General features: G+C 63.9%; 18 protein-coding genes. 7 read left to right on the top strand and 11 right to left on the bottom strand.

The window, feature by feature from the left end; genetic code table 11:
• Window positions 1-48: 48 nt before the first annotated feature.
• The 7 genes from BGI01S_RS21150 to garD form a co-directional block, all read right to left on the bottom strand.
• Entirely contained in the window at window positions 49-1,275 is a 1,227-nt protein-coding gene (locus tag BGI01S_RS21150) for a porin (protein WP_042327978.1), read from the bottom strand.
• Between the two features lie 88 nt (window positions 1,276-1,363).
• The gene (locus tag BGI01S_RS21145; RefSeq protein WP_042327977.1) at window positions 1,364-2,716 is read right to left on the bottom strand and encodes a TRAP transporter large permease; all 1,353 of its coding nucleotides are present in this window, start codon (window positions 2,714-2,716) and stop codon (window positions 1,364-1,366) included.
• Between the two features lie 7 nt (window positions 2,717-2,723).
• Complete coding sequence (locus BGI01S_RS21140; protein ID WP_042327976.1) at window positions 2,724-3,203, bottom strand: TRAP transporter small permease; 480 nt, start codon at window positions 3,201-3,203, stop codon at window positions 2,724-2,726.
• Between the two features lie 151 nt (window positions 3,204-3,354).
• Entirely contained in the window at window positions 3,355-4,347 is a 993-nt protein-coding gene (locus BGI01S_RS21135) for a TRAP transporter substrate-binding protein (protein WP_042327975.1), read from the bottom strand.
• Window positions 4,348-4,925: 578 nt separating this feature from the next.
• Window positions 4,926-5,846, bottom strand: a complete 921-nt coding sequence (locus BGI01S_RS21130; RefSeq protein WP_042328097.1) for an SMP-30/gluconolactonase/LRE family protein — start codon at window positions 5,844-5,846, stop codon at window positions 4,926-4,928.
• Window positions 5,847-5,854: 8 nt separating this feature from the next.
• Window positions 5,855-6,697: an NAD-dependent epimerase/dehydratase family protein gene (locus tag BGI01S_RS21125; RefSeq protein ID WP_042327974.1), complete on the bottom strand. Its 843-nt coding sequence runs from the start codon at window positions 6,695-6,697 to the stop codon at window positions 5,855-5,857.
• A 66-nt stretch (window positions 6,698-6,763) separates the two neighbouring features.
• Window positions 6,764-8,353, bottom strand: coding sequence for a galactarate dehydratase (gene garD / locus BGI01S_RS21120; RefSeq protein WP_042327973.1), 1,590 nt, complete (start codon window positions 8,351-8,353; stop codon window positions 6,764-6,766).
• A gap of 234 nt (window positions 8,354-8,587) precedes the next feature.
• Here garD and kdgD point away from each other — a divergent pair, with 234 nt between their 5' ends.
• The 3 genes from kdgD to BGI01S_RS21105 all read left to right on the top strand — a co-directional run bounded on the left by kdgD (window position 8,588) and on the right by BGI01S_RS21105 (window position 12,037).
• On the top strand, window positions 8,588-9,505 hold the full coding sequence (gene kdgD, locus BGI01S_RS21115; protein ID WP_042327972.1) for a 5-dehydro-4-deoxyglucarate dehydratase: 918 nt from the start codon (window positions 8,588-8,590) through the stop codon (window positions 9,503-9,505).
• Window positions 9,506-9,743: 238 nt separating this feature from the next.
• Window positions 9,744-11,096, top strand: a complete 1,353-nt coding sequence (locus BGI01S_RS21110; protein WP_042327971.1) for an MFS transporter — start codon at window positions 9,744-9,746, stop codon at window positions 11,094-11,096.
• 197 nt (window positions 11,097-11,293) lie between these two features.
• Window positions 11,294-12,037, top strand: a complete 744-nt coding sequence (locus tag BGI01S_RS21105) for a FadR/GntR family transcriptional regulator (protein WP_042327970.1) — start codon at window positions 11,294-11,296, stop codon at window positions 12,035-12,037.
• A gap of 129 nt (window positions 12,038-12,166) precedes the next feature.
• Here BGI01S_RS21105 and BGI01S_RS21100 read toward each other — a convergent pair whose 3' ends face one another.
• On the bottom strand, window positions 12,167-13,750 hold the full coding sequence (locus BGI01S_RS21100) for an aldehyde dehydrogenase (NADP(+)) (RefSeq protein ID WP_042327969.1): 1,584 nt from the start codon (window positions 13,748-13,750) through the stop codon (window positions 12,167-12,169).
• Between the two features lie 222 nt (window positions 13,751-13,972).
• On the opposite strand from BGI01S_RS21100, the gene garL reads away from it, so the two are divergent.
• The 3 genes from garL (at window position 13,973) to BGI01S_RS21085 (ending at window position 18,021) form a co-directional block, all read left to right on the top strand.
• The gene (garL, locus tag BGI01S_RS21095; protein ID WP_042327968.1) at window positions 13,973-14,770 is read left to right on the top strand and encodes a 2-dehydro-3-deoxyglucarate aldolase; all 798 of its coding nucleotides are present in this window, start codon (window positions 13,973-13,975) and stop codon (window positions 14,768-14,770) included.
• Window positions 14,689-15,750, top strand: coding sequence for a 2-hydroxy-3-oxopropionate reductase (locus tag BGI01S_RS21090; protein ID WP_255219758.1), 1,062 nt, complete (start codon window positions 14,689-14,691; stop codon window positions 15,748-15,750). Before garL ends, BGI01S_RS21090 begins: the two co-directional genes overlap by 82 nt.
• Before the next feature lie 240 nt (window positions 15,751-15,990).
• Window positions 15,991-18,021 carry a glycoside hydrolase family 28 protein gene (locus BGI01S_RS21085; RefSeq protein WP_042327966.1) on the top strand — a complete coding sequence of 677 codons (2,031 nt, stop codon included), beginning with the start codon at window positions 15,991-15,993 and terminating at the stop codon, window positions 18,019-18,021.
• A 195-nt stretch (window positions 18,022-18,216) separates the two neighbouring features.
• Here the strand turns inward: BGI01S_RS21085 and ilvD are convergent, their stop codons facing one another.
• From ilvD to BGI01S_RS21070, 3 genes are all read right to left on the bottom strand, one after another.
• Window positions 18,217-20,076 (bottom strand): dihydroxy-acid dehydratase, encoded by a 1,860-nt coding sequence (ilvD, locus tag BGI01S_RS21080; protein WP_042327965.1) that lies wholly within the window; start codon window positions 20,074-20,076, stop codon window positions 18,217-18,219.
• A 335-nt stretch (window positions 20,077-20,411) separates the two neighbouring features.
• On the bottom strand, window positions 20,412-21,707 hold the full coding sequence (locus tag BGI01S_RS21075) for an MFS transporter (RefSeq protein ID WP_042327964.1): 1,296 nt from the start codon (window positions 21,705-21,707) through the stop codon (window positions 20,412-20,414).
• 29 nt (window positions 21,708-21,736) lie between these two features.
• Window positions 21,737-22,573, bottom strand: a complete 837-nt coding sequence (locus tag BGI01S_RS21070) for an NAD-dependent epimerase/dehydratase family protein (RefSeq protein WP_042327963.1) — start codon at window positions 22,571-22,573, stop codon at window positions 21,737-21,739.
• A gap of 484 nt (window positions 22,574-23,057) precedes the next feature.
• On the opposite strand from BGI01S_RS21070, the gene BGI01S_RS21065 reads away from it, so the two are divergent.
• The gene (locus tag BGI01S_RS21065; RefSeq protein WP_042327962.1) at window positions 23,058-23,597 is read left to right on the top strand and encodes a DUF2867 domain-containing protein; all 540 of its coding nucleotides are present in this window, start codon (window positions 23,058-23,060) and stop codon (window positions 23,595-23,597) included.
• Window positions 23,598-23,708: the final 111 nt, after the last annotated feature.

The raw sequence follows: 23,708 nt of genomic DNA, 5'->3' as shown, positions 1-23,708 counted from the left end.
ATGCGTTGTCGTGGCGGCTTAGCAAAACGCCGCCACTCCACCGTCCGATTAGAACTTGTGGATGATGCCCACGCCGACAGCGATCTGGCTGCGCGACGACGACGGCGCACCATTCTGACCATCGCCAACGCTTGCCGTTGCGTCGATGATCGTCCGGCCGTCGCCTGCCAGCGTCTGGCCGCTAGCGCGTTGATACGCTTCCAGCGCATACAGACCCGTACGCTTGGAGAGGCTGTAGTACTGCGACAGGTTGAACTGGTTGTAGGCAGCCGTGCTCGCAATACCGTTCGACGACGTTGCACGGGTGTAGCTATAGCCAGCGGCCAGGTCCAGCGGCGTGATCGGCTTCCAGTGCAGCACTGCGCCACCCGTATTCCAGATCTGCGTGTCGTGGAAGAACGAGCCCGAACCGGCAGCGTATTGAACGTTCGAGTAAGCGAACGACACGTCCCACTGCGAGTTGAACGCGTAGCCGCCCGTCACTGCAATACGCTGCTGCTTCGCTGCGGTCTGGAAGCCGTTGTTGATTGCCGACACTGCCGGCTCCGCGCCGTTGTTCGACATTGCGGAATTCCAGTTCACTGCGGCCGGGGTGCGGGTCGCGATCCCTGCGTTGTCGATGCGCTGGATACCTGCTGCGATGCCGATCGGGCCGTTCAGGTACTGTGCTGCGACGCTCCAGACCTGGCCAGCGGCGAAGCTGCCCGCATTGCCGCCCAGCGAGTACGAACCGCTGACCGTCAGGCCGCCGAAGCTCGGCGACGTGTAGACCAGCGAGTTGTTCGCGCGGTACAGCGTATCCAGCGAATCGATATCACCCGGGTGCGCGCCGTATGCGCCCGTCAGCCACGTGGTCGGGCTATACGGCGACAGCAGCGTGTAGTACGACGTGTACTGACGGCCAGCCGTCAGCGTACCGAACGCGCCGTTCGACATACCGACCCATGCCTGACGGTTGAACGCCAGACCCGATACGCCTTGTGCGCCGGTTGCGCTGTTGAAGCCCTGCTCCAACTGGAAAATCGCCTTCGTACCGCCGCCCAGATCTTCCGAGCCCTTCAGGCCGAAACGGCTGCCAGCCCAGATGCCGTTGATCATCTTGACTTGCGACGCGCCACCTGCCGACGGCTTCGCCGAGCCCACTGCGCTCAGCGTCGTCGCGCTGTTCTGATAGCCGATACCCGTATCGACGATACCGTACAGCGTCACGTTGCTCTGCGCTTGCGCGCCCAGGGCGACCAACCCCAGAGCCGAACCAACCAGTGCCTTTTTCATTTCTACTCCTGCGTTAAAAATTCTTTTTTTGAGTGCGGCCTTGAACGAGCGCCGCTGAGTGTGTGTGTTATTTATTTATGAGCGTGAATCAGAACACAGGGTGCCCATTGATCACGCTCGGCAACCAGGTTGAGAACATCGGTACGTACGTCACGATGTTGATCGCGCTGAAGATAGCCAGGTAATACGGCCACGCCATCTTGGTAGTTTCACCAATCGACACATTGCCAATCGCGCAGCCGATGAACTGTACCGAACCGATTGGCGGGTGTACAAGACCCAATGCGCAGTTCAACAGAATCATGATGCCGAACTGGACAGGACCCACTCCGTTGTGCATTGCCATCGGCAGAAACAGCGGCGTCGTGATCAGGATGTGCGCCGCCATGTCGACGAACGTGCCGAGGAAAATCTGGATCAGGTTGATGTACAGCAGCATGAGCCAGGGCAGCGTCGTCGCGCCGTCGAGCAGACGTTCGATCGCATCCGGAATCTCCAGATAAGCCATCTGGAAGCGCAGCATGTTCGACACGCCGATCAGCAGCAGCACCACGCCGGTCGTCTTGGCCGCCTTCGACAATGCGAAGCCGAGCTTCTTCATCGTCATCGTGCGATACACGACTAGCGTGAGGATCAGCGAATAGGCAACGGCAATCGCGGCGGCTTCCGTCGCGGTGGCAATCCCCTTCGCCACGCACACCAGAATGATCGCGATGACCATCAGGCCCGGCACCGCGCCGAGGAACGTGCGGCACACCGCCATCCAGCCCGGGAAGCGTTGCACGCCGGTCGAACCGTCGGGACGCTGCGGATAGCCGTATTTGACGGCTTGCCAGTAGGCCGCGATCAGCACGAGGCCCATCACCCACAACACCGGCAGCAGACCCGAGAACAACAGATCGCCGATCGACACGCCGCTCATCTTCACGCCGTTCAGCGTGCCGGTGATGCCCTGTGCCGCGAACGCGTAGATGATCATGTTGGTCGACGTGGGCATCAACGCGCCCGCCAGCGACGAGTGCGTCGTGACGTTGACCGCATAAGCCGCGCTATAGCCTTCGCGCTTCATCAGCGGAATCACCACGCCGCCCATTGCGGACGTGTCCGCGGTCGGCGAACCCGACACGCCGCCGAACAGCGTGCACGCGACCACGTTGGCCATGCCGAGGCCGCCGCGGAAATGCCCCACCGTGGCCTGCGCGAAACGCAGGATGCGGTCGGCGATGCCGCCGTGCAGCATCAGTTCGCCGGAGAAGATGAAGAACGGCACCGCGAGGAACGAAAACGCGTTCATCCCCGAGATCATCGACTGCATGGCGGTGGCCGCCGGCAAGCCCTCGAACAGATACGTCAGGACGCACGAGAGTCCCAACGCAAATGAAACCGGAACCCCGAGCAGGAGAAAGACAATAAAGCTGATACCAAGAAGGGCGAGTTCCATGATTGTTCTATTTTTGTTTCTTGACGAAGAGCGCCAGCAGGTGCTCGAACGAGAACATTGCGATGCAGACGCTGGCAACGACCGGAATGCAATAACGCAATCCTTCGGGCAAACCGAGAATCGGAATCCGGTCTTCCATGGTGGTCTTCGCCATATCCAGGCAACCGATGAAAACCATCACGGCGAAGGTCATCAGGCAAAGATGCTGAATCCCCGCCGCAATCACCTGTCCTTTCGGCGACAACTTCTTGACCAGCGAATCGAGTCCGATGTGACCGCCTTCGCGAACCTTGAGCGCGGCGCCGAACATGGCGATCACGATCACCAGCAGCAATGCGATGGGCTCGACGAAATCGGGTGCGTCGCTGAAGACATAGCGCATCACGACGCTATAGATCACCAGCAGACAGAGCACGGCCAGACTTGTCGACGCCACGACAGTCAGCACGCGAAAGAGAAAATCATTTGGGCGTTTCAAGAAACTCATTGACCCCGTCCTTGCTCACAACAGGCCTGTCTTTAATATTCAGCAACCACGTTCGAATGCGCGAGCACGGCATGCCACGCAGCGGAAAAGCCCGCAGAGCTTCCTGCAAGGCTGTTTCCGCCGCGATTGGCCGCCGCTGCGGCCGCGAATCTTATTTGATTGCCTGGATCTCGTCGACGAGCTGCTTCATCTGCGGGGTCTTTTCATACTTCGCCCACACCGGTTGCATCGCCTTCACGAAAGCCGCACGATCGACCTGGTTGGCCGCAACGATCGTCGCGCCGCCCTTGGTGACTGTCTTGCTCGCATCGGCTTCACGCGCGGTCCACAGCTTCTCGTAGTAAGGCACCGAATCAGCCGCTGCCTTCTTGATGATCTGCTGCTGTTGCGGCGTCAGCGTGTCCCACACCTTCTTCGAGAACACCAGCACTTCCGGCGTCATCGAGTGCTGGGTTTCGGAGAACACCGGCGCGACTTCGAAGTGCTTGGTTTCTTCGTACGACGGGATGTTGTTTTCCGCTGCGTCCACCAGACCCGTCTTCAGGCCCGTATAGACTTCGGCGAACGGCATCGGGGTCGGCGTGCCGCCCATTGCGCGGATTTCGTCGACCATCAGGTCCGACGGCTGCACGCGCACCTTGAGGCCCTTCATGTCAGCCGGCGAATGGATCGGCTTCTTCGTGTAGATCGAACGCGCGCCGCTCTCGTAGAACGTCAGTGCGATCATGCCCTTCGCCGCGAACGCGTCGAGAATCTTCTGGCCTTCCGGGCCGTACATCACTTTGCGGAAATGGTCGATGTCGCGGAACAGGAACGGCAGCGACGGGATCATCGATTCAGGAACGATTTCGTTGAACGCGGCACCGTTGGCGCGCGCCATATCGAGCGCGCCGATGCGCACCTGATCGATCGTGTCGTTTTCGGAACCCAGCGCGCTGTTGCCGAAGACCTTCACGGAATCCTTGCCACCGGTTGCCTTGTTGATTTCTTCGCCCATGTACTTCACGGCCATGTTGGTCGGGTACGTGTCGCCATGCACGTCCGAAACACGGAACACGCGCGCTTCTGCCGACGCGGCGGTGAACGCCAGCGTCGCGGCAGCGACGATCATCGAAACACGGGAAGAGACAAACTTCTTGTTCATCGTGACATTCCTTGAAAAATAGACCATCCAATCGATTGCGGATGCGCCCTGGTTTTGCTGCGTCTCCCGGCTCGGCACCCGCGGCCTCGCGGTGGCGAGTGCGTTGCCGTACTGGTCTGCACAAATTCCCCGGCACAGATACTCAGTACTCCTGCCAGACAACCTCACTTCTTTTACTTTGATTACGGTGGTGCGAATCTCGTGTGCGCAAACGCCTTGCTTTCCCCAGTCATCTCAAATTAAACAGAAAGGAATCTGTTTGGGCTTATACGTTGTACGACGACATACGAAGTCTATAAAAGGCATTTTCACTTGTACAGACGGTATTTACCCGCACAATTGACAGCCTCGGTATGGATGACCTGATCGGGGTCGCGGCGAGAGCCCGCGCCAGTGGGAGAAGAAATGGGGAGGGAAGGAAGGCGTGTCGGCACGCTGGGATTTTTGTTGCCGAAACGTCGTCGGACCGTGGTCTGTACGCCACAGTGTTGTACGACGAGTGATGAATTACGAAGCAATAATGTGACTGGCGCCGGCCGGCCAAACCGCTCCGGCGCCAGCTTTCATACGGGACAGGCTTACAGTTGGCCCGCGAATTCGGGCTCCGGCAGCCCGGTCACGCCAGGGCGCACGGCGAACAGATGGCCGTCGTGCTCGCTCGCGCTCGCTCCCGGATGGATCGAGGTGACGAACAGCGTGTCCAGGTTGCTGCCGCCGAACGCGCACATCGCCGGCTTGGTCGGCGGGACCGGCACCTGCCGGTCGAGCTTGCCTTGCGGCGTGAAGCGCAGCAGCAGGCCCGCGTCGTTCGCGCAGATCCAGTAGCAGCCGTCGGCGTCGACCGCCGCGCCGTCGGGGCGCCCCGCATAGTGATGCAGGTCGGCGAACACGCGCCGGTTGCGCGGCTCGCCCGACTCGACGTCGTAGTCGAATGCCCAGATCAGCCGGTGCAGCGGATGCGAGTCGGACAGGTACATGGTCTTGCCGTCCGGCGACCAGCCCAGGCCGTTCTGTGTGATCAGCGCATCGACGACCGGCGCGGACAGCACGCCGTTAGCATCGAAGCGATACAGCGCGCCGGCCGGATTGGCCGCCGCCATGTCCATCACCATCGTGCCGGACCAGAAGCGGCCCTGGCGGTCGCAACGGCCGTCGTTGAAACGCATGCCGTCGGCGGGGAACGCCGGCGCGGCGAGCTTGCGCATCGACGCCGCGACCGGTTCGCCGCCAGCCGAAACCTGCGCAGCTTCAGTCAGCGCGACCGCAAAGAGCCCTGTCTCGCAACCGGCCAGCACGGTGCCGCGTCGATCGAACGCGATGCAGGCGACCTTCTCCGGCAATAGCCATTCAGTGCGCTCGCCCGAATCGACCCGCAGCCGCACGATTTTCTGCGCCGGGATGTCCGCCCAGTACAGCGCCTGCTCGGCCGGACGCCACACCGGGCTTTCGCCCACCGACGCTCGCCCGGCCGCGTCGAGCCGCTCCACCGGCGCATTCATCGTGACGCTCACCGTTTCGGCTCCATCGGACCCGCCAGCACGAACGGGCCACCCTGGAAACGCTGGGTCGGATCGTCGAACTCGGTGTTCGGGGCGCTGGCCGGGAACAGATGCTCGAATTGCGCCGAGCTGTCCTGCGGACGGAAGCCGAGGAACGCCGCCTTCTTGTTGTCGACCCACGAGATGCGGTTATCCGACACGCCGTAAATGATCGCGTGATCGACGCGGTTCGTGAACAGCGAGCAGCGCACCAGCTCGATGAAGTCGCGGTAGCTCAGATAGGTAACGAGCATGCGCGGGTTGCGCGGCTGTTCGAACGACGACCCGATCCGCAGACACACCGTCTCCAGACCGAAGCGGTCGAAGTAGTAGCGCGACAGCGATTCGCCGAAGCATTTGGTCACACCGTACAGGGTGTCGGGACGCAGCGGCGCGTCGATATCGACCACCGACGTCGTCGGATGAAAGCCCACCGCGTGGTTCGAGCTTGCGTAGATGATGCGTTTCACGCCCTGCTTCTGCGCCGCCGAGTACAGGTTGTACAGGCCGCGGATATTCGCTTCGAGCAGGTCTTCGAACGGCGCTTCGACGGAAATGCCGCCAAGGTGAACCACCGCGTCCACGCCTTCGAGCAGCGCGTGAACCGCGTCCGCGTTGGCGAGGTCGACGATCGACGCTTCTTCGTGCTCCGCCACTTCGCCGAGCGGCGCGATGTCGGTCACGCGCACGATGTCGGCCCATGCGGCGAGCGCGCCGCGCAATTGCTTGCCGAGGTTACCGGCAGCGCCCGTCAGCAGCAGACGGCGGAAAGGTTTCTGTGCCGCGGAGCGGTCAAGGTTCGAGTCGGTCATGTCTTTCTGTTGATGTGTTTGCGATCGGATCGGCTTCGCGGCACGGGCACACCGCGCCACCGGAAATCAGGTCACCGGCGCCGGGTTGAACAGTGTCAACGCGTTGTGCAGCTTGAGCTTTTCGGCGCAGGTCTGTTTGCGTCCGCTGGCGACGTCGAGCATCAGGCGGAACAGTTCCCAACCCACCTCTTCGATCGTCGATGCGCCGGTCGCGATCGTGCCGGCGTTGACGTCCATCAGGTCATGCCAGCGGCGCGCGAGATCCGAGCGGGTCGCGACCTTGATGACCGGAACTTCGGCGAGGCTGTACGGCGTGCCGCGGCCGGTGGTGAACACGTGCAGATTGATGCCCGCGGCGACCTGCAGCGTGCCGCAGATGAAATCGCTCGCCGGCGTGGCCGCGTAAATCAGGCCTTTCTGGCGGACCTTTTCGCCCGGCGACAGCACGCCGGAGATCGCCGAGTTGCCCGACTTGATGATCGAGCCCATCGCCTTTTCGACGATGTTCGACAGACCGCCCTTCTTGTTGCCCGGCGTCGTGTTGGCGCTGCGGTCCGCGCCGCCGCGCTTCAGATAATCGTCGTACCACTGCATCTCGCGGATGATCGCCGCCGCCACGTCCGCGTTGGCCGCGCGCGCGGTCAGCTGATCGACGCCGTCGCGCACTTCGGTGACTTCCGAGAACATCACCGTCGCGCCGGCGCGCACCAGCAGATCGGTCGCAAAGCCCACGGCGGGATTCGCGGTCAGGCCGGAGAATGCATCGCTGCCGCCGCACTGCACGCCGATCACCAGATCGGACGCGGGACAGGTTTCGCGATGGCGATTGTTCAGGCGCTTCAGATGACCGTCGGCCATCCGCATGATCGATTCGATCATCGACTGGAAGCCGACGTGCGAGTCGTCCTGCAACACCACCACGTCGCCGTTCGCATCGGCTTCGACGTCGCCGATGTCCGCGACTTCAGCGACATTCGCGGCCGCCGCGATCGGAATCGTGCCGGGCGGCATCAGGCGCTCGGGCTGCAGCTTCTCGCAGCCGAGGCTCACCATCATCACTTCGCCGCCGAAGTTCGGATTCAGGCTGATGTTGCGCACGGTGCGGATCGGCACCATCGCGTCGGGCGCGTCGATCGCGACGCCGCAGCCATACGTGTGGCCGAGGCTCACGACGTCGTCGACGTTCGGATAATTCGGCAGCAGCTCGGCCTTGATGCGCGTGACCGCATGCTGGACCACGTCGGCCACGCATTGCACGGTGGTCGTGATCGCGAGGATGTTGCGCGAGCCGACCGAGCCGTCCGCGTTGCGGTAGCCCTCGAACGTGAAGCCTTCGAGCGGCGGCATCTCCGGCGCCCTGATCGTCGCGATCGGCAGGTCTTCGAGTCCCGGCGGGCTCGGCATGCGGATCACGTGTTCGTTGATCCAGCTGCCTTTGGGCAGCGCCTTCAGCGCATAGCCGATCACCACGTTATAGCGGATGACCTCGTCGCCCTCGGCCAGATCGGCGAGCGCGACTTTGTGCCCTTGCGGCACCCGCTCGCGCAGCGTGAGGCCATCGGGGAAAACGGCGCCCTCACCCAGTCCGCCGTCGTTGACGACGATCGCGACATTGTCATTGGGGTGAACGCGAATGTAGAGCGGAGATTGTTCCATTGCATCGATCCTTATGGCGCTTTTTGGCATGATCGCCCGCTGCGCCAGCTATTCATACGTCATCCTACAACATCAAACTTTGCGTGGACGTTCCGTATTTACCCTATAGCGTGCATTATGCCGTGAAAACCCCGTTGAGTTAGCCGATTTGTTGTTGTACGATGACGTATAAGAAATCTCCATTTCGATTGAACTTCGACTAATCGACTCAAAACTGACGCCTGGATATTCACCATGACGACACCGCAGGAACTCAAGCAGATCGTTTCGGAAGGCCTGCTGTCCTTCCCCGTTACCGACTTTGACGCACAAGGCGATTTCCGCGCCGACACGTACGCAGAACGCCTCGAATGGCTCGCGCCGTACGGCGCATCGGCGCTGTTCGTCGCCGGCGGCACGGGCGAATTCTTCTCGCTGACGCACAACGACTACTCGAACGTGGTGCGTACCGCGACCGAAGTCTGCAAAGGCAAGGTACCGATCCTGGCCGGCGCAGGCGGCCCGACCCGCGTGGCGATCGACTACGCGAAGGAAGCCGAGCGTCACGGCGCGAACGGCATTCTGCTGATGCCCCACTACCTGACGGAAGCTTGCCAGGAAGGCATCGCCGCGCACGCGGAAGAAGTCTGCAAGGCCGTGCCGAACATGGGCGTGATCATCTACAACCGTGCGAACTCGAAGCTCAACGCCGACATGCTCGAAGGTCTGGCAGAGCGCTGCCCGAACCTGATCGGCTTCAAGGACGGCGTGGGCGAGATCGAAAACATGGTGACGATCCGCCGCCGTCTGGGCGATCGCTTCTCGTACCTCGGCGGCCTGCCGACCGCTGAAGTCTACGCCGCGGCCTACAAGGCGCTGGGCGTGCCGGTGTACTCGTCGGCCGTGTTCAACTTCATCCCGAAGACCGCGATGGACTTCTACCGCGCGATCGCCGCTGACGACCACGCGACGGTCGGCAAGCTGATCGACGAATTCTTCCTGCCGTACCTGAAGATCCGCAACCGTCGCGCAGGCTATGCGGTCAGCATCGTCAAGGCTGGCGCGAAGCTGGTTGGCCACGACGCAGGTCCGGTTCGCGCACCGCTGACCGACCTGACCGACGAAGAAATGAGCCAGCTCGACGCGCTGATCAAGAAGCTCGGACCGCAGTAAGCGTTGTTTCCGGCGTCACAGCCGGATCAACACCCGACGGCCATGCGAGCAAGAACCGCGTAGACGGCTCCGTCACGAGCGCCCGGGACGGCAACGTCACCGGGCGTTTTTTGTACCGCGCAGCGGCATGCGACGCATCACGCGAAGCCGCGTCGCGTGGCCTTCGGGTGCCGGACATCAGGGCCACCACCGGCCCCAGGAGCCCAGCTCCCACGCATAAATATTTCAGGAGATGACCATGGAGATGAGCCGCACGGCGAATCCCGCCGACACTGCGAAGCGCACCAAAGTGCGCTATGCGATCCTGCTGCTGATCTTTCTGATCACCACGCTCAATTACGCGGACCGCGCGACCCTTTCGGTGACCGGCTCGGCGATGCGCACCGAGTTCAGCCTCGACGCGATCCGCATGGGCTACATTTTCTCCGCGTTCAGCTGGGCCTATGTGCTGTCGCAACTGCCGGCCGGCTGGCTGCTGGACCGCTTCGGCGCGCGGCGCGTGTACGCGGCGAGCATTTTCCTGTGGTCGCTCTTCACGCTGCTGCAAAGCTCGATCGGTCTGCTCGGCAGCGCGGGCGCCGCCATCGTCGCGCTGTTCGCGCTGCGGTTCGCAATGGGCGCGGCCGAATCGCCGGCGTTTCCGGCTAACGCGAAAGTGGTGGCGAGCTGGTTCCCGACCAGCGAACGCGGCACCGCATCGGCTATTTTTAATGCTGCGCAATACTTTGCCGCAGTCGTGTTCACGCCGCTGATGGCGTGGCTTACCCACTCGTTCGGCTGGCAGGCGGTGTACGTCGTGATGGGCGCCATCGGCCTCGCGCTCGCCGTCACCTGGCTGAAGGTGATGAAGAATCCCGCCGACCATCCGCGCGTCTCGCGCGCCGAACTGGAGTACATCCAGCAGGGCGGCGGCGTCGTGACCGGGCATCAGAAAACGGCGCGCGCCGAGCGGATCGAAAACACCGGCGGCTGGTCGCTGGTGCGTCAACTGCTCGGCAACCGCATGCTGCTCGGCGTCTATCTCGCGCAGTACTGCATCAACGTGCTGACCTACTTCTTCCTGACCTGGTTTCCGATCTACCTCGTGCAGGCGCGCGGCATGACGATCCTGCAAGCGGGCCTCGTGGCGTCGCTGCCGGCGATCTGCGGCTTCTCCGGCGGCGTGCTCGGCGGCGTGCTGTCGGACGGCATGATCCGCCGCGGCCACTCGCTGACGGTGGCGCGCAAGGTGCCGATCGTCGGCGGCATGCTGCTGTCGGTGAGCATCATCGGCTGCAACTATGTGTCGACCGACTGGATCGTCGTCGCGCTGATGTCGCTCGCGTTCTTCGGCAAAGGCATCGGCGCGCTCGGCTGGGCGGTGGTCGCCGATACGTCGCCGAAAGAAGCACTGGGTTTGTCGGGCGCGATCTTCAACATGTTCGGCAACGTGGCCGGCATCGTCACGCCGATCGTGATCGGCTACCTGGTCGCCCGCACTGGCTCATTCAACGGCGCGCTGGTGTTCGTCGGCGCGAACGCGCTGCTGACGGTGTTCAGCTATCTGGTGATCGTCAAGGACATCAAACGGGTCGAACTGCGCCAGGCCTGAGCGGCGAGCGGTTATCGTACTTCCGGGCGTCTCGCGCGAGCCCTGTCCTGCCGCGCCGGGCGCCCTTCGGCATGCGTCGCCGCCACCTCAGGCAGCGGCGCTGAAAATGATCCGGCGTTTTTATAATCAGTCATCAGACGACGGTATAATGAACCGCAGAGCGTATCTGCAACTATCTGATTCAAGGGGCGTTTTCGATGGCTACTCCACTGGCATCCGCTGCACCGCCACGACGCGCTCGCAATCTTGCCGAGTTCGTCGTGAACTACGTCACCGAGCAAATCGCGACCAACGCGCTGAAGCCCGGTGACAAACTGCCGACCGAATCACAGCTGATGGTCACGCTGAGCGTGAGTCGCACGGTGATCCGCGAAGCGATTTCACGTCTGCAGGCCGGCAAGATCATCGAGACGCGGCACGGGATCGGCAGCTTCGTGCTGGAACCGCAGCGCGAAAAGCTCGGCATCGACATGGTGCCGGCCACCACGCTGCGCGACGTGCTGTCCATCCTCGAACTGCGTATCAGCCTCGAAACGGAATGCGCCGGCCTCGCCGCGCAACGCGCGAAGACGGACGATCTCGCGCGCATGCGCGCCGCGCTCGACGCGATCGAGGCGACCCGGCACAACGGGCTGGACAGTGTCGACGCCGACCTGCAGTTCCATATCTCGGTCGCGCGCGCAACAGGCAACCGCTATTTCGTCGACATCCTCACGCAAATGGGCAGCGCGCTGATTCCGCGCAACCGGCTCGACTCGGCCGGCATTGCACGGGCGGAGCCGGACGCGTATCTGTCGCTCGTCAATCTCGAACACGAGAGCATTCTCGAAGCGATCACGCGGCACGACGCGGAAGGCGCGCGCGCGGCCATGCGCATGCACCTGTCGAATAGCCGCGAGCGGTTGCGGCGCGCCAACGAGGTGACCGAGGCGAACAGCTGATTCAGCACGAGCTGCACGCAAAAAAATGGCCGGGATTTTCCCGGCCATTTTTTATCCTGCTCTTCTTTTCACCGCGTTCGCGGCCCGCTTATCTGCCGGGCCACGAACGCGATCATGTACTCAATCGCGTCAACCGCGCGTGATTTCGCCGTCGCGACGACGCCACAGGTCGAGCGGATTGCTGTCGGCCAGCGCTTCCGGCAGCAGATCCGCCGGGAAGTCCTGGTAGCACACCGGGCGCAGGAAACGCTCGATCGACGTCGTACCGACCGACGTCGCGCGGCTATCCGAGGTCGCCGGGAACGGGCCGCCGTGCACCATCGCGTGCGACACCTCGACGCCCGTCGGGTAACCGTTGACCAGAATCCGCCCTGCCTTGCGCTCGAGAATCGGCACCAGCTTCTTCGCTACGGCGAGGTCGGCGCTGTCCATTTGCAGCGTGGCGGTCAACTGGCCGGCGAAGTGCTCGGCCACCTTCAGCAACTCCTGCTCGTCCTTGCAACGCACGATCGTCGACACCGGGCCGAACACTTCGTCTTCCAGCGCCGGGTTGGCGAGGAACGTCTGCGCGTCGGTGACGAACAGCGCCGCGCGAGCCTGCGTCGGGCCGGTTGCTTCGACGCCGCGTGCCACGGCTTCGACGCCTTTGGTCGCCGCCAGCTTGCTTTCGCCGTCCTGATACGCGGCGTGAATACCCGCGGTCAGCATGGTCTGCGCCGGCTTGCCGCCCAGCGCTTCCGACGCCGTCGCGACAAAGCCCTTCAGCGCGTCGCTGTCGACGACGATCGCCAGACCCGGATTCGTACAGAACTGACCTGCGCCGAGCACGAGTGAATCGACGAAACCGCGCGCGATGCTGTCGCCGCGTTGCGCGAGTGCGTTCTGCAGAATGAACACCGGGTTGATGCTGCTCATTTCCGCGTAGACCGGAATCGGCTCGGCACGCGCCGCCGCGACGCGCATCAGCGAAGTGCCGCCTGCGCGCGAACCGGTGAAGCCGACCGCCTTGATCGCCGGGTGCGCGACCAGCGCTTCGCCGACCAGATTGCCCGCGCCGACGATCATCGAGAACACGCCTTCAGGCAGATCCATTTCCTGCGCGACACGTTGAATCACGCGGCCGACCATTTCCGACGTGCCGAGGTGGGCGCGGTGCGCCTTCACCACGACCGGGCAACCGGCCGCGAGCGCTGCCGCCGTATCGCCGCCCGCGACCGAAAACGCGAGCGGGAAGTTGCTCGCGCCGAACACAGCGACCGGGCCGAGCGCGATCTTTTGCATACGCAGATCCGAGCGCGGCAGCGGCTTGCGCTCCGGCAGCGGCGAGTCGAGCGTCGCGGAAAGCCATTGGCCGGCGCGCACGACTTGCGCGAACAGCTTGAGCTGGCCGGTCGTGCGGCCGCGCTCGCCTTCCAGACGCGTCTTCGGCAGACCGGATTCCTGATGCGCGCGCTCGATCAGCGCGTCGCCCAACGCGGTGATACCGTCGGCGATGCGTTCGAGAAACTCGGCGCGCACCGTCAGCGGCAAGGCGCGGTATTTGTCGAACGCCTGCTGCGCCAGTTCACACGCGCGCTCGACCTGAGCAACGCCGCCGCTGCCGAAAACCGGCTCGGCGATCTCGGAGCCCGTAGCGGGATTGACCGCGTGCAGTGGTTGTTCCTCGCCGCGCACCGCCTGGCGGCCGATCAGCATTTCACCGGTAATAGACATTTCGCTTTCCTTAATTGAAGGCCTTAGATATAAGTCATCCTACAACATAGCGACCCCTCAGCGCAACCTGAAACGCTTGTCTGGCGGGGAATTCGGGTTTACGTGGCCGTTACAACCTTTGAGGCCAATGCTAACCTGACGACAAGACATACGACGACTTATAACATCGCGCATCGCCGTCGTCGGACTCGCCCGATCTATTGCCGTTCGAGGAGATATCGTATGCCCGTCACGCCCTACCAGGCCTTACCCAATCGCTTCCGTCGCGCGGTTTGCGGCGGTGAAACCCAGATCGGCTGCTGGGCGTCGCTCGCCAGTCCGGTCGTCACGGAACTGCTGGGGGGCATCGGTTTCGACTGGATGCTGCTCGACGCCGAACACGCGCCGAACGACGTGCTCACGCTGATTCCGCAGCTGATGTCGCTCAAGGACAGCGCGAGCGCGCCGGTCGTGCGGCCGCCGGCCAACGATAGCGTGTTCATCAAGCGGCTGCTCGACAGCGGCTTTTCGAATTTCCTCGTGCCGTTCATCGAAAGCGCCGACGACGCGGCCCGCGCGGTCGCCGCGACGCGCTATCCGCCGCAGGGCATTCGCGGCGTGTCGGTGAGCCATCGCGGTAATCGCTTTGCGAGCGTGCCCGACTACTTCGACATCGCCAACGACAACGTCTGCGTGATCGTGCAGATCGAAAGCCGCAAAGCCGTCGACGCGATCGACGAAATCCTCGCGGTGGACGGCATCGATGCGGTCTTCGTCGGCCCGTCCGACCTCGCCGCCGGCTACGGTCACCTCGGCAACGCAAACCATCCCGACGTGCAACAGGCGATCGCGCGCGTGTTCGAGCGCGCGCAGGCGGCCGGCAAATCGAGCGGCATCCTCGCGCCCGCGCAAGCGGACGCCGAGCGCTATCTGTCGATGGGTTGCCGCATCGTCGCGGTGTGTGCGGACATGGGTCTGTTGAAAAACGCCGCGCAGACGGTTCAGAAACACTTCATGCAGAAACCGGCGGGCCAGGGCTGAGCGAGGCCCAACCAGGCGTCGACCAGACATCGGTCAGGACTGAATCAGCCGCAAGCACGGCCGCCATGACATCTTTGGAGCATTCCATGCAAAAAGCAGGCTTTATCGGACTCGGCATCATGGGCAAGCCCATGGCCGCCAACCTTCTCAAGAACGGCGTCGCGCTGGCCGCGTTCACGCGCAGCGGCGTGCCCGACGAACTCGTCCAGGCCGGCGCCGTCGCGTGCGACAGCCCCGCCGCCGTCGCCGCGCAGGCCGACGTGATCTTCATCATGGTGCCGGACACGCCGGACGTCGAACGCGTGCTGTTCGGCGAACAGGGACTGGCAAGCGCGCTGCGCGCCGGGCAGACGGTGGTCGACATGAGCTCGATCTCGCCGATGGCCACGCGCGAATTCGCGGCCCGCGTGCGCGAGCACGGCGCCGAGTACCTGGACGCGCCGGTGTCGGGCGGCGAAGTCGGCGCCAAGGCCGGCTCGCTGACCATCATGGTGGGCGGCGAACCCGCGAGCTTCGACAGCGTCAAGCCGCTGTTCGACATGATGGGCAAGAACGTCACGCTGATCGGCGCGGTGGGTGCGGGTCAGGTGTGCAAGGTGGCCAATCAGGTGATCGTCGCCGCGACGATTGAAGCGGTCGGCGAAGCGCTGCTGCTCGCGTCGAAGGCCGGCGTCGATCCGGCGCGCGTGCGCGAAGCGCTGATGGGCGGCTTCGCGTCGTCGCGCATTCTCGAAGTGCACGGCGAGCGCATGACCAAACGCACGTTCGATCCGGGCTTCCGCATCGAGCTGCACCAGAAGGACCTGAACCTCGCGCTGTCGACCGCGCAAGCGCTCGGCGTGTCGCTGCCGAACACCGCCACCTGCCAGGCGCTGTTCAACGCGTGCGTCGCGCATGGCGGCAAGGCGTGGGACCACTCCGCGATGGTGCGCGCGCTCGAAGTGCTCGCCAATCACGAAATCGGCCAGCAACTTGCTTAACGCCGCACATCGTGCCCGCCGCGTCCTTCCACCGGTTCCGTGCAGATGGAGTCGATGGAGCGACGCGTGCGGGCGCTCCCGCTCTGAAGCCTGACTCGACGACAACGGTCCCACCAGCGTCGCCGGTTCCTTACAGATATTAAGGATGACTACCTTAATGGAAAAGCACCGCTGACGCACCGTCGTCCTCACCTGTCCTCACGATCACTAACAACGCCCTCGAAGGGCAAGGAGACATCCGTGACAACGCAGCATAAAAATAACGGCCAACGGAACGCATCGAGAAGCCGCAAGCAAACCGAACTCCACTCGCCCGCACGCCGCGCATTCATCGTGCTGGCGGGCACGTCCGCGGGCGCGACGCTGCTGGGCGGCTTGTCCGCGTGCGGCAGTTCCGTCGACGAACCGTCCACCCCGGCCGCGCCCACCACCCCGCCGGTCGTGCAGGACCCGATCTGGGGCACGTCGGGCGCCGCCACGCAGATCATCGCGTCGCTGAAAGGCATCAACCAGTCGATGTTTCCCGCGCGCGACTACGTGGTCACGCAGTACGGCGCGCAGCCCTGCTCCGTGATCGCCGCGACCAATCCGTACACGGGCTCGGCATCGCTCACGAGCCCCGGCTCGGAGCAGACCAACGCCGCCGGTTCGTTCGATTCGCGGCCCGCGTTTCTGGCCGCGATCCAGGCGTGCAACACGGCCGGCGGCGGACGCGTGGTCGTGCCGGCCGGCACGTGGTATTGCGCTGGACCGATCGTCCTGCTCAGCAACGTCAACTTCCATCTGAGCGCGAACTGCACGATCTATTTCAGCCCGAATCCCGCGGACTACGCGAAGGACGGCCCGGTGAACTGCGGCGCGAACGGCAACCTGTTCTATAGCCGCTGGCAGGCAAACGATTGCCTGAACTACGGCTCGCCGGTCTACGCGCGCAACCAGACCAACATCGCGCTGACCGGCGAGGACGCGACCTCGGTGCTCAACGGACAGGCGATGACGCCGTTCGCCGGCACGGGCAACACCGCGACCTGCTGGTGGACCTTCAAGGGATCGAACGGCGCGTACGGCTGCGCGGGTTCGACGACGCCGTCGCAGGTGTCGCTCAACCCCAACAACGTCGATTTGCGCACCGCCGCGCCGGGCATTTCCGACGCGCTGTATGCGCAGCTCACGAGCCCCACCACGCCATGGCAAGAGGACGCGAACTACCTGCCCGCGCTGTCCGAAGCGGGCGTGCCGGTCGCGCAACGCATCTTCGGCGTCGGCCATTACCTGCGTCCGTGCATGGTCGAATTCCTCGGCTGTACCAACGTGCTGATGGAGAACTACGCGACCAACAACACGCCGTTCTGGCAGCATCATCCGACCGATTGCAAGAACGTCGTGATTCGCGGCGTGACGACCAACAGCATCGGCCCGAACAACGACGGCTTCGACCCGGACGCATGCGACAACGTGCTGTGCGACGGCGTGACCTTCAACACCGGCGACGATTGCATCGCGATCAAATCGGGCAAGGACCTCGACACGCAGTACGGCCCCGCGCAGAACCACGTGATCCAGAACTGCACGATGAACAGCGGCCACGGCGGCATCACGCTCGGCAGCGAGATGGGCGGCGGCGTGCAGAACATCTACGCGCGCAATCTGCAGATGCTCAATCAGAACTGGGCAACCAATCCGCTGAACATCGCGATCCGGATCAAGACAAACATGAATCGCGGCGGCTTCGTGAAGAACTTCTACGTCGATACGGTCACGCTGCCTAACGGCGTCGCGCTGAAAGGCTCGGGCTACGGCAGCGCGTTGCTGCCCGGCAGTCCGATCAACGGCACGGTGCCGCTCGGCGTGGTCACGCCGACGGCGGCCAATCCGTCGGCGGCCCAGGGCGGCCTGATCACGTTCGACTGCGACTACCAGCCGGCCAACGACGCGATTCGCACGCGTCCGGCGGTCGTGCAAAACGTCAACATCTCGAACGTGCAGGCGAGCAACGTGACGCTCAACGGCGTGACGGGTTCGTGCTTCCAGGCAATCGTCGCGCAAGGGCCGGTCGCGTTCGACTACAACGGCGCGAGCCCGGCGCCGGCGATTCCGGCGATCACCGGCGTCACGATCAAGAATTGCAATCTGGGCACCGCGGTGTGCGCAGGACCGGCGAGCGCGAGCACGCCGGGGCCGATCTACGCGTACAACGTCAACGGCATCGCGCTGGACAATGTGGTGATTGGGTCGACGACCTATAACACGACGGTGGTCGATCAGCGGTAAGCGGGAATCGTCGGGGGATGGCCAGCGGCCGCGAGACTCGCCGGTCTTTGCCCTGTCGCGGCGAATGCTGTGCATGCGTCAATGTTCAGCGTTCGTCGCGCACGCAGCAGCCCGAGGTGTCTGTTCGAAAAAAAAGCCGCTCGAAAGAGCGGCTTTTTTACTTGCATGCAACCGGGCGCAAAGCCCGTCACACGATCAGTCCTCCAGCAGCGACAGGTCGCGCACCGCACCCTTATCGGCCGACATGACCAGCTTCGCATACGCCTTGAGCGCCGCCGACACCTTGCGCGGACGCGGCTTCGCAGGCTTCCACCCTTTCGCGTTCTGCGCTTCGCGGCGGCTCGCCAGTTCCTCATCGGACAGCAGCACGTCGATCGTGCGATTCGGAATGTCGATGCGGATCTTGTCGCCGTCGCGCACGAGGCCGATCGCGCCGCCCGCTGCCGCTTCCGGCGAGCAGTGACCGATCGACAGGCCCGAGGTGCCGCCCGAGAAGCGGCCATCCGTCAACAGCGCGCAGGCTTTGCCGAGACCCTGAGACTTGATGTAGCTCGTCGGATAGAGCATTTCCTGCATGCCGGGGCCGCCCTTCGGGCCTTCATAACGCACGATCACCACGTCGCCCGCCTTGACCTTGCCGGCGAGGATGTTCTCCACCGCCTCGTCCTGCGACTCGGTGACGTGAGCCGTCCCCTCGAACACGAGGATGCTCTCGTCGACGCCCGCGGTCTTCACCACGCAACCGTCGAGCGCGATGTTGCCGGTCAGCACAGCGAGGCCGCCTTCCTTCGAGAACGCGTGTTCGTACGAACGGATGCAGCCTTCCGCGCGATCGAGATCGAGGCTCGGCCAGCGCGTGTTCTGGCTGAACGCGACCTGAGTCGGCACGCCTGCCGGACCCGCCATGTAGAAGGTCCGCACCGCGTCGTCCTCGGTGCGCACGATGTCCCACTGATCCAGCGCGTCCTTCAGCGTCGGCGCGTGCACCGTGGGCACGTCGGTGTGCAGCTTGCCGGCGCGGTCCAGTTCGCCGAGGATCGCCATGATGCCGCCCGCGCGATGCACGTCTTCGATGTGGTACTTGTTCGTGTTGGGCGCCACTTTGCACAACTGCGGCACGATGCGCGACAGACGGTCGATGTCGGTCATCGTGAAGTCGATCTCCGCTTCAAGCGCGATCGCCAGCAGGTGCAGGATCGTGTTGGTCGAGCCGCCCATCGCGATGTCGAGCGTCATCGCGTTTTCAAAGGCCTTGAAGCCCACCGCGCGCGGCAGGATGCTCGCGTCTTCCTGCTCGTAGTACTGGCGGGCCAGTTCGACGATGCGACGGCCGGCGCGCTTGAAGAGCTGCTCGCGGTCCGCGTGCGTGGCGACCACCGTGCCGTTGCCAGGCAGCGACAGACCCAGCGCTTCGGTCAGGCAGTTCATCGAGTTCGCCGTGAACATGCCCGAGCACGAACCGCAGGTCGGGCACGCGGAGCGTTCCACTTCGGCGACGTCGGCGTCGGAGTAAGCCTTGTCGGCGGCGATCACCATCGCGTCCACCAGGTCGAGCTTCTTGAACTCGATGGTGCCGGTTTTCGGATTCGCGAGGCGCGTCTTGCCGGCTTCCATCGGGCCGCCGGACACGAAGATCACCGGGATGTTCAGGCGCATCGCGGCCATCAGCATGCCGGGGGTGATCTTGTCGCAGTTGGAGATGCACACCATCGCATCGGCGCAGTGCGCATTGACCATGTATTCGACCGAGTCGGCGATGATGTCGCGGCTCGGCAGCGAATACAGCATGCCGTCGTGGCCCATCGCGATGCCGTCGTCGACCGCGATGGTGTTGAATTCCTTGGCGACGCCGCCGGCGGCTTCGATCTCGCGCGCGACGAGCTGGCCCAGGTCCTTCAGATGCACGTGGCCGGGCACGAACTGGGTGAACGAATTGACCACCGCAATGATCGGCTTCGAGAAGTCTTCGTCTTTCATGCCGGTGGCGCGCCACAGGGAGCGCGCCCCCGCCATGTTGCGGCCGGCGGTGGAGGTTTTGGAACGGTATGCGGGCATCGTGGTTGTTGAAGAAATATCGCTGAAAAGAAGCGGGCCACGGGAGTAAGGCCCCTCGCGCGCCCGTGCGAACAACCTTTTGAGCCGCGCTCCGGGCAAACCGCGCAATTATCCCACAGCACTCGATGGCGTGCGGGTGAGGTCGGCTCCGCCGTTAGCGCCGCCAGGGTCGACGCATGGAGCCGCGCATTCGCACAAGCGGCGTCATGTTCGTCATCCCAGGCCGGCGTGAAGAAGCTAAAAAAAGCGGCGCCTCATCGACGAGGCGCCGCTTCCCTATTTGCAAGTCACGCTGGAGGTCCCGCGAATCACGCTCGCGGGACTCACCGAGTCAGTTACTTCGCGGCAACCGCACCCGCGCCGGACCAGCGCGGCTCGGGCGCCTTGTCGTTGCTCTTCGCCAGCAGGCAGACCACGGCGGCGGCGATCAGATCGAACACGGCCAGCACGACGAACAGCGGGCTATAACCGATCTGCGTGACCAGCACGCCGAACAGCATCGTGAACGCGGCAGCGCCCAGATAACCGGCCATGCCGCCCATGCCCGTCGCGGTCGCGACTTCGTTCTTGCCGAACATGTCGGACGTGATCGCGTACAACGCACCCGACAGGGTCTGGTGCGCAAAGCCGCCGATGCACAGCAGCGCCACCGCCACGTACGCACTTTGCACGAGGCCGACACACGCCGGTCCGATCATGAACAGCGCGCCGACGACGAACACCATCTTGCGCGACGTGAACAGCGACACCTTCGCGTACTTGTGAAACAGCGGGCTCAGGTAGCCGCCGAGCACGCAGCCGATGTCGGCGGCGAGGAACGGCATCCATGCGAACAGCGCAACTTCCTTCAGGTTCATGTGACGCTCGGTCATCATGTACAACGGAATCCACGCGTTGAAGGTCTGCCAGGCCGGCTCGGACAGCATGCGCGGAATACCGATTGCCCAGAAATCGCGGCTGCCCAGCATCGCGCGCCAGCTGCGCTTCGGCGCGCTGGGGTCCGCGTGCTTCGCTTCCTGGCCGCTCAGGATGTAGTCGCGCTCGGTGTCGCTCAACATCTTCTGCTTGCGCGGATGCTTGTACATCACCATCCACAGCGCGCTCCACACGATGCCCGCCACGCCGACGATCACGAACGCCAGTTGCCACTGTCCGCGCAACAGCGCCCAGACCACCAGCGGCGGCGCCAGCAATGCGCCGATCGACGAGCCGATGTTGAACCAGCCGATCGCGACCGAGCGTTCCTTCGCCGGAAACCATTCGCTGGTTGCCTTCACGCCGGCCGGAATGCCGGCCGCTTCAGCGAGACCCAGCAGCCCGCGGAAGAACGCGAGGCTGCGCCAGCCGGTCGACCACGCCGCCGCCGCACAGGCCAGCGACCACGCGAGCGCGAACGCCGCGAAGCCCATCTTGGTGCCGACCGTGTCGAGCACGAAGCCCGCGACCGGCTGCATGAACGCATAGCAAAGCTGCCACGCGACGACCACGTGAGCGTACTGCTCGGTGGTGATATTGAGGTCCTTCATCAGCGTCGGCGCGGCGACCGACAGCGTATTGCGCGCAAGGTAATTGATGATGAGCCCGGCCGCGACCAGACTGACCATCCACCAGCGGATGCCCTTGATTTTCATGACTGCGTCTCCTCGTGATGCTGCGCCAGTCAGACCGGCCGTGCCGCCGTGGCGGCCGGTGCGTCCGGACCGCCGTCTTCGCGCGAATAATCGATGCCGACGAAACCGCCGCCCTGGAAGCGCTGGCCCAGCGCGTCGAGCGGGTTCGGCCGCGCCAGGATTTCGGCGGCGTAGTCCTCGGAATTCTGGGTCGGCTGATAACCGAAGCGCGCGGCGCCGCTGTTGTCCCACCAGCTGCGCGTATTGGCCGACACGCCCCAGATGGTCAGGAAGCCGACGTCCTCGGCTTCGACGCAGCGGTCGAGGAAGTGCATCAGATCGCGATGGCCGAACCACGTCGCGAGATGCCGCGGTTCGGTCGGGCGTTCGAGGCAGCTGCCGATGCGCACGCACACGCTCTCGATGCCGTGCTTGTCCCAGTACATGCGGGCGAGCGCTTCGCCCCACACCTTGCTCAGGCCGTAGAAGCCGTCCGGGCGCAGTTCGCAATCGAGCGACAGACGCTCCGTGACCGGGTACATGCCGATCGCGTGATTCGAGCTCGCGAACACGATGCGCTTCACGCCGTGACGGCGCGCGCCTTCGTAGACTTCGACAAGACCGCGCAGATTGTTCTCGATGATTTCGGGCAGCGGGCGCTCGACGCTCGTGCCGGCGAAGTGGATCAGCACGTCCACGCCTTCGAGCAGGCGATCGACAACCACCGGATCGCGCAGGTCGCCATGCATCACGTCCTCGCCTTCGACGAGAGGCGTCAGCGCTTTCGAGCCGGCCGCCGAACGCAACGGCGTGCCGCGCGCAATCATGGCAGCGCGTACCACGGAGCCGAGCTGGCCGCCGGCGCCACTGAGAGCAATCTTCTTCATAGGGGTTCCTTTACTGCGTCTTGCCGCGTTTTGACTGCGCCGCGCGCGATCGAACTGGGGGATACAACTGGCGGGCCGGCGTGGGTAATGCCACCTGCATAACACACGCTAGTTGTACGATAACGTACTATCGGCGATGCTCAAGCGGAATTCAACCAGGCATTTACCCCTATAAGCCTCGTGATAGAAACGGCTTTCCCTTCAGAAACAAGAAGCTAGCCGCACTGAATTTATAAGATGTCGTATAACTTAATCTAAACTTTTTCCTTGTGTTGCCGTTATACGCGCAGCGCATCGCCTTCCGTCGACGCAGCCGCGCGCAAGCACGCGTAGACTTGTCCGCTTGTTTGACCCGCCCGTTCGTCGCGTTCGTCGCGCTTGTGCCTCCGCGAAACGGCGAACCGCCGCGCCGCCGCAGTCGTCATTGTCGTCAGTTGCCGACGCGCCCTTCGAGCCCGCTTCACTTTCAGCGCAGCACGTCACCATGACCCACGCCGACTCCTCCGTGCAATCCGTCGCCCTGCCGTCCGAATCGGCGGTGACCCGCCTGTACCACGCGCCGGATCTCGCGGACGCGTACGCGGTCCGCCTGCCCGACAATGCGATCGACGATCCGGAATTGCTCGCGCGCTTCCTGTTCGCGCATCAGGCGGGATGGGTGGCGAAACTGCTGGCGCTGCGCGATGCGCTGGTCGCCCGCTTCGGGCTCAAGACGACCCGGCAGTTGCGCGCGGAAGGCTCGGCCGGACCGCGCGAGCGCGTCGACATCTTCAGGATCTACACGCGCAGCGCGCACGAGATCGTCCTCGGCGAGAACGACAGTCATCTGGACTTCCGGCTGTCGGTGCTGCAGCAGACCCGGCGCACGCGCGATGGGCATTCGCGTTATCTGGTGCTGTCGACGGTCGTGCATTGCCACAATGGGCTCGGGCGTTTTTATATCTTCGCGATCGCGCCGTTCCACCGGATGGTGGTGCGCTCGGCATTGCGGCGCGCAGCGCGGATGGGGTGGCCGACTGCGTGAGGGGGCGGGCGTCCCTGAGTTTGAAGCGCCCGCGCTTTATCGCGCGAGGTGCGAGGCCGAGACAAGCACGAGTACGGCCACGAAGCCGGCGACCGCCACGGGACGACGCGG

The sequence above is a fragment of the Paraburkholderia ginsengisoli NBRC 100965 genome (assembly GCF_000739735.1).
In the GTDB taxonomy this organism is placed as follows: Bacteria; Pseudomonadota; Gammaproteobacteria; order Burkholderiales; family Burkholderiaceae; genus Paraburkholderia; species Paraburkholderia ginsengisoli.
Note: the sequence above shows the minus strand (reverse complement) of the source record. Positions and strands in the feature narration are given on the sequence as shown.

Bases quoted from the DNA above. Each gene is read 5' to 3' on its own strand.
- BGI01S_RS21150 (WP_042327978.1), bottom strand. From the start codon at position 1,275: ATGAAAAAGGCACTGGTTGGTTCGGCTCTGGGGTTGGTCGCCCTGGGC.
- BGI01S_RS21145 (WP_042327977.1), bottom strand. From the start codon at position 2,716: ATGGAACTCGCCCTTCTTGGTATCAGCTTTATTGTCTTTCTCCTGCTC.
- BGI01S_RS21140 (WP_042327976.1), bottom strand. From the start codon at position 3,203: ATGAGTTTCTTGAAACGCCCAAATGATTTTCTCTTTCGCGTGCTGACT.
- BGI01S_RS21135 (WP_042327975.1), bottom strand. From the start codon at position 4,347: ATGAACAAGAAGTTTGTCTCTTCCCGTGTTTCGATGATCGTCGCTGCC.
- BGI01S_RS21130 (WP_042328097.1), bottom strand. From the start codon at position 5,846: ATGAATGCGCCGGTGGAGCGGCTCGACGCGGCCGGGCGAGCGTCGGTG.
- BGI01S_RS21125 (WP_042327974.1), bottom strand. From the start codon at position 6,697: ATGACCGACTCGAACCTTGACCGCTCCGCGGCACAGAAACCTTTCCGC.
- garD (WP_042327973.1), bottom strand. From the start codon at position 8,353: ATGGAACAATCTCCGCTCTACATTCGCGTTCACCCCAATGACAATGTC.
- kdgD (WP_042327972.1), top strand. From the start codon at position 8,588: ATGACGACACCGCAGGAACTCAAGCAGATCGTTTCGGAAGGCCTGCTG.
- BGI01S_RS21110 (WP_042327971.1), top strand. From the start codon at position 9,744: ATGGAGATGAGCCGCACGGCGAATCCCGCCGACACTGCGAAGCGCACC.
- BGI01S_RS21105 (WP_042327970.1), top strand. From the start codon at position 11,294: ATGGCTACTCCACTGGCATCCGCTGCACCGCCACGACGCGCTCGCAAT.
- BGI01S_RS21100 (WP_042327969.1), bottom strand. From the start codon at position 13,750: ATGTCTATTACCGGTGAAATGCTGATCGGCCGCCAGGCGGTGCGCGGC.
- garL (WP_042327968.1), top strand. From the start codon at position 13,973: ATGCCCGTCACGCCCTACCAGGCCTTACCCAATCGCTTCCGTCGCGCG.
- ilvD (WP_042327965.1), bottom strand. From the start codon at position 20,076: ATGCCCGCATACCGTTCCAAAACCTCCACCGCCGGCCGCAACATGGCG.
- BGI01S_RS21075 (WP_042327964.1), bottom strand. From the start codon at position 21,707: ATGAAAATCAAGGGCATCCGCTGGTGGATGGTCAGTCTGGTCGCGGCC.
- BGI01S_RS21070 (WP_042327963.1), bottom strand. From the start codon at position 22,573: ATGAAGAAGATTGCTCTCAGTGGCGCCGGCGGCCAGCTCGGCTCCGTG.
- BGI01S_RS21065 (WP_042327962.1), top strand. From the start codon at position 23,058: ATGACCCACGCCGACTCCTCCGTGCAATCCGTCGCCCTGCCGTCCGAA.